This window comes from Mesotoga sp. UBA5825, from assembly GCF_002432955.1.
In the GTDB taxonomy this organism is placed as follows: domain Bacteria; phylum Thermotogota; class Thermotogae; order Petrotogales; family Kosmotogaceae; genus Mesotoga.
Genome location: NZ_DJHG01000027.1, coordinates 1 through 4,515 on the forward strand (window position 1 = coordinate 1; position 4,515 = coordinate 4,515).

Below are 4,515 nucleotides of genomic sequence, written 5' to 3' on the forward strand. Positions count from 1 at the left end.
GCTTCGTTCATCCAGAACTCGATGAGATGCCTGCGTGTCTTGGATTTCTCTGCTCTGAATGTCGGTCCAAGATTGTAAACTTTTCCTAGAGCCATGGCTGCTGCTTCAAGATAAAGTTGCCCCGTCTGAGCGAGGTAAGCCTTCCCGTAATCGAAGTAGTCTATCTCGAATGTATTGCCTGCGCTCTCGCCAATCGAGCCGGTGAAGATAGGTGTGTCGATGAGGATGAAGCCGCGGTCATTGTAAAACTCTCTGACTGCTCTAATAATCTCGTGGCGGATCCTCAGGACATGAGTCTGCCGCTGCGTTCTTAGCCAAAGATGCCTGTTGTCCATCAGAAAATCGATTGAATGATCCGGTTTGTTTATCGGGAAGTCTTTCTCGGGGATCTGAACAATCTGGAGATCCTCCACGAAAAGTTCGACTCCGCCTGGAGCTCTTTCTTCTGCCTTCACAAGTCCCGAAACAATCACGCTTGACTCCATCTTAAGTGAAGCCGCTACCTGGAATACGCTTTCTGGGACGCTTGACTTCTCGACGATGCCCTGAATGAAGCCTGAGCCGTCCCTCAAGAAAAGGAACTGAATCTTCCCGCTCGATCTCCTTCTTCTAAGCCAGCCCCTTATCTGTACGTGTTCGTTTATATGTTTACTAAGTGAAGAAATCTCTGCGACTTTCATCAAGCACCTCCAGCAACAACTCGTCAGCTTCAATTATAGCAAAAACCCGGGGCTAAACCCCGGGTCAATCATTACGATAGCTCTTCTGCTATATTGTGCCTGAGTCAATAAGAACCCAGATGGATATTCCAAGAGCTGCCAGAGAACTCACAGTAGAAAGAATCAACCAGGGAGAAGTCTTCTTCTGAAGAGCCTCTACATCCTGCTTTGTGGCTGCATCAATCGTTGCGCTGTTGATTTCGGCTACTCTCTCAGAGAGGTTTACGATTACTGGCTGAGTCTCCAGATCGCTTATTTTCACATATCTCTCGAGGTTCACCACGGTTGTATTCAGTCTTGATTCCAATGAGTCTGTTCTGGTCTTGAGAGCCTTGATTTCGCTCTCATTCTTTCCAAGCTGAGTATTGATAGTATCCATGCTGAGAGAAATCTTTGACAGGTTTGCATCTACCGAGACGTTCAGCATATCCATTGCTTCATTCATCCTTGCCTCTAGTTCAGCAACACTCGCCTGACTTGCAGCGAAGTTCTTGGACTGTTGATCGGTAAGGGCGTTGAACTTCGTATTCAGTGCATTCAAGTCGCTTCTCAGAGAGGATACTGTGCTGATAGAAGACTTCAGTCCAGCCAGTTCATTCTCGTGAATAGTGACGATTTCATTTATCGCGTTTATGCTTCTCTGAAGATTGCCGATATCGCCTTTGATGATTCCGGTTTCCGAAGTGAAGTCCTTCCTCAAAGTCTCGATATCCTTGGTAAGCAATTCGTTCGAATTCTTTACCTTGGCAAGCTCGTCAACACCTGCGTAGAGATTCAAATTCGCCTTTAGGTCGGTCCTCGTCACATAGTTCTGCAAATCACCGATCTTCGCGTAGTCAGAGGAAATCGCATTGATTCTCGCAGAAAGCTCATCGAGTTTGCTTACAGCATCGGCGGGAAGCCTCACATTTGCGATCTGATTCTCCAGTGAAGAAATCTTGTTCTGAAGATCTCTAACAGTCGCCACATTTGCAGTCACTGTCGCCATTGATTCTTTTAGAGATGCGATCTCAATAGCGTTTGCAGAAGCTCTGTTTGTAATCGTACTGAGCTTCGCATCGTAGTCGCTTAGTGAAGACGAGAGAGATCGAACAGCAGAGTCTAGAGTGGATATAGATCTTTCGTTTGAAGAAAGCGAACTCTGGATTGTGCTGATGTTTCCGCTAAGAGTATCAACTCTTCTCACAGCATCGTTGACTCTCGATTCCATGACGGCAAGATTTGACATGGAGTTCTGAACGTTTTGAACGTCAACGGCCAGAGTATCGAGCTTCTTCGTAGTCAGAGAAAGGTCCTCGACGAACTTCATGATCTGCTGCCTCAAGGATTCAACAGTGCTCTGAGATACGCTCCCGTTGGTGGAAATTCCAAGAGAACTGATTCTGTTCTCCAAAGCAGTGATCCGTAACTGAAGATCCATGGTATCGATTAGCCTTCCGCTAGAATCGGTAAGGGCAAGCTCGAGAGCTTCAAGACGGGACATGATAGTTCCATCGACAGTACCTGACTGCTGAACAGTGCCATGCTTTGCGAAATTCAGCTCAACATAATCGAGTGTCTTCTTCAGCATTACCGCTGTCTGATATCTTGTGAGTGGATCGTTTCCATTGAAGTAAGTCCTGCCATCGGCTTGAACAATACCTGTCAGAATGCCTAGGTCAGAAAGTCTCATCACCGCATCGTATGCCCAGTGATTTGAACTAACGTCTACATAATTGACGGCAGCGAAAGCTGAAGTAAATGCCAGACCGAAAATAAGCAGTGAGGCAAGTAAGAGTTTCATTTTCAATTTCTACACCTCCCCGAAGGAAATATTCTAAATGATTCTACCACAAATCGAGATTCCATCCTAGAAAGTGGCATGGTAATATTAACTCTGTGGGAGGTGTTGGTGTTGAAGAAAAGGACGCACACCTGTGGCGAATTGACGGCATCCGACACGGGAAAAGCAGTAACACTCAACGGCTGGGTCGATCGTATCAGGGACCTTGGGGGTATCAAGTTCGTTCAAGTTAGGGACAGGTATGGCTTGACGCAAGTTGTTTTCAGTCCTCAGAATGTTAACCTCTATAGCCAGGCCTTAAAGCTGGGAAACGAGTTCTGCATTTCGGTAACTGGATCTGTGAGAAAGAGGCCTGAGGATGCTGTAAATAAGAAGCTCCCCACAGGAGAAATCGAAATCCTTGCCTCCGAATTGGAACTCCTTTCAGATGCAGAAGTACCGCCTATTTATATAAACATAGACGAAGAGTCCTCAGAAGAGATGCATCTCAAGTATAGATATCTCGATCTAAGACGCCCGAAGATGCAGCGCAATGTATTGACCAGGCATCGTTTTGTGCAGGCGGCAAGGGAGTATCTAAACAGCAATGGATTTGTGGATGTGGAGACTCCTATTCTCGGGAAATCTACCCCTGAGGGGGCCAGGGACTTTCTCGTACCCTCGCGGTTGAAACCCGGGAAGTTCTACGCTTTGCCCCAGTCTCCTCAAATCTTCAAGCAGTTGCTGATGGTTTCTGGTTTCGACAGGTACTACCAGATCGCAAAGTGCTTCAGAGACGAAGACTTTCGGGCCGACAGGCAACCTGAGTTCACGCAGATAGACGTTGAGATGTCTTTTGCAGATGAAGAGGATGTCTTCTCTATTGCCGAGGGTTTGATGAAGCATGCATTTGCAGAGGCTGTCTCGGCAGATATTCCGACTCCATTCCGGAGATTCACCTATCAAGAGGTTGTCGACCTTTATGGCAGCGATAAGCCTGACACCAGATATGGGATGGAGATAAGAGACATCACGGAGGTTTTTGCTGGAACTGAGTTCAGAGTCATAAATGAAGCGATAAATAGAGACGAATGTGTAAAGGGATTGCTTGTCAAAGGTAAGGCGGACCATTTCTCGAGGAAGAAACTGGACGAGTATACCGCCTTGGCAAGAGATAGTTCCCTGGGGGGTCTGATGTGGGCAAAGGTAGAGGGTGACGGTTTGAAATCCTCTATTCTGAAGCATTGTCCCGATGAACTCGAGAAAATGATTTCCTTCTTCAAAGCGGAAAGAGGAGATCTAGTGCTCTTCTCAATTGGCGAGAGTGTTGCACTTTCCAAAGCTCTTGGACAGATAAGAGGAAAGGTAATTAAGGAAGAGGAGTTTTCGGTAGAGGGGTTTGACTTCCTCTGGGTTACTGATTTTCCGATGTTCTCCTACAACTCGGAGGAAGGACGGATTGAGGCCGAACACCACCCCTTCACTATGCCTGATTTAGAAGACCTCGAAAAGTACGCCGAAACCGATCCGCTAAGAGTTAGATCCAAGGCTTATGATCTGGTTCTCAACGGATATGAAGTTGCAAGCGGATCGGTCAGAATACACAGGAGAGATATACAGAGCAGAGTATTCGATCTTATTGGGCTTTCGCGTGAAGAGGCGGAGGAGAAGTTCGGCTACTTGCTAGATGCCTTCAAGTACGGTCCGCCTCCGCATGCGGGAATCGCACCTGGACTAGACAGAATAGTTGCTATAATCGTCGGAGCTCAATCTATAAGAGAGGTTATTGCCTTTCCGAAGGTAGCTAGCGGTGCCGATTTAATGACATCTGCTCCATCCGAGGTTTCCCGCAAGCAACTGGATCTTCTGAAGCTCCAGGTAAGGGACGCGGGGGACTAGATTTGAGGATTGCGATCGACGGTCCCGCCGGATCAGGAAAATCGACTGTAGCTAGACTTGTAGCATCAAGACTGAATTTCACTTACATAGACACCGGTGCGATGTACAGAGCGCTTGCCCTCAAGGCAAGAGAGG

At 47.2% G+C, this 4,515-nt stretch carries 4 protein-coding genes; 2 read left to right on the forward strand and 2 right to left on the reverse strand.

Features of this window, described 5'->3' with window-relative positions; genetic code table 11:
• Together B3N33_RS02410 and B3N33_RS02415 are read right to left on the reverse strand one after the other, a co-directional pair.
• The coding region (locus B3N33_RS02410; RefSeq protein WP_292592082.1) for an amino acid--tRNA ligase-related protein at positions 1-680 on the reverse strand (680 nt) is incomplete at its 3' end.
• Positions 681-768: 88 nt separating this feature from the next.
• Positions 769-2,502 (reverse strand): S-layer homology domain-containing protein, encoded by a 1,734-nt coding sequence (locus B3N33_RS02415; RefSeq protein WP_292592094.1) that lies wholly within the window; start codon positions 2,500-2,502, stop codon positions 769-771.
• Positions 2,503-2,580: 78 nt separating this feature from the next.
• Between B3N33_RS02415 and aspS the strand changes: the two genes are divergently transcribed.
• On the forward strand, positions 2,581-4,380 hold the full coding sequence (gene aspS / locus B3N33_RS02420; RefSeq protein WP_349682149.1) for an aspartate--tRNA ligase: 1,800 nt from the start codon (positions 2,581-2,583) through the stop codon (positions 4,378-4,380).
• Between the two features lie 2 nt (positions 4,381-4,382).
• Positions 4,383-4,515: (d)CMP kinase (locus B3N33_RS02425; RefSeq protein WP_292592096.1), on the forward strand; the 133-nt coding region annotated here is incomplete at its 3' end.

Excerpts from the sequence above, each read along its gene's own strand:
- aspS (WP_349682149.1), top strand. The coding sequence starts at position 2,581 with ATGGTAATATTAACTCTGTGGGAGGTGTTGGTGTTGAAGAAAAGGACG.
- B3N33_RS02415 (WP_292592094.1), bottom strand. The coding sequence starts at position 2,502 with ATGAAACTCTTACTTGCCTCACTGCTTATTTTCGGTCTGGCATTTACT.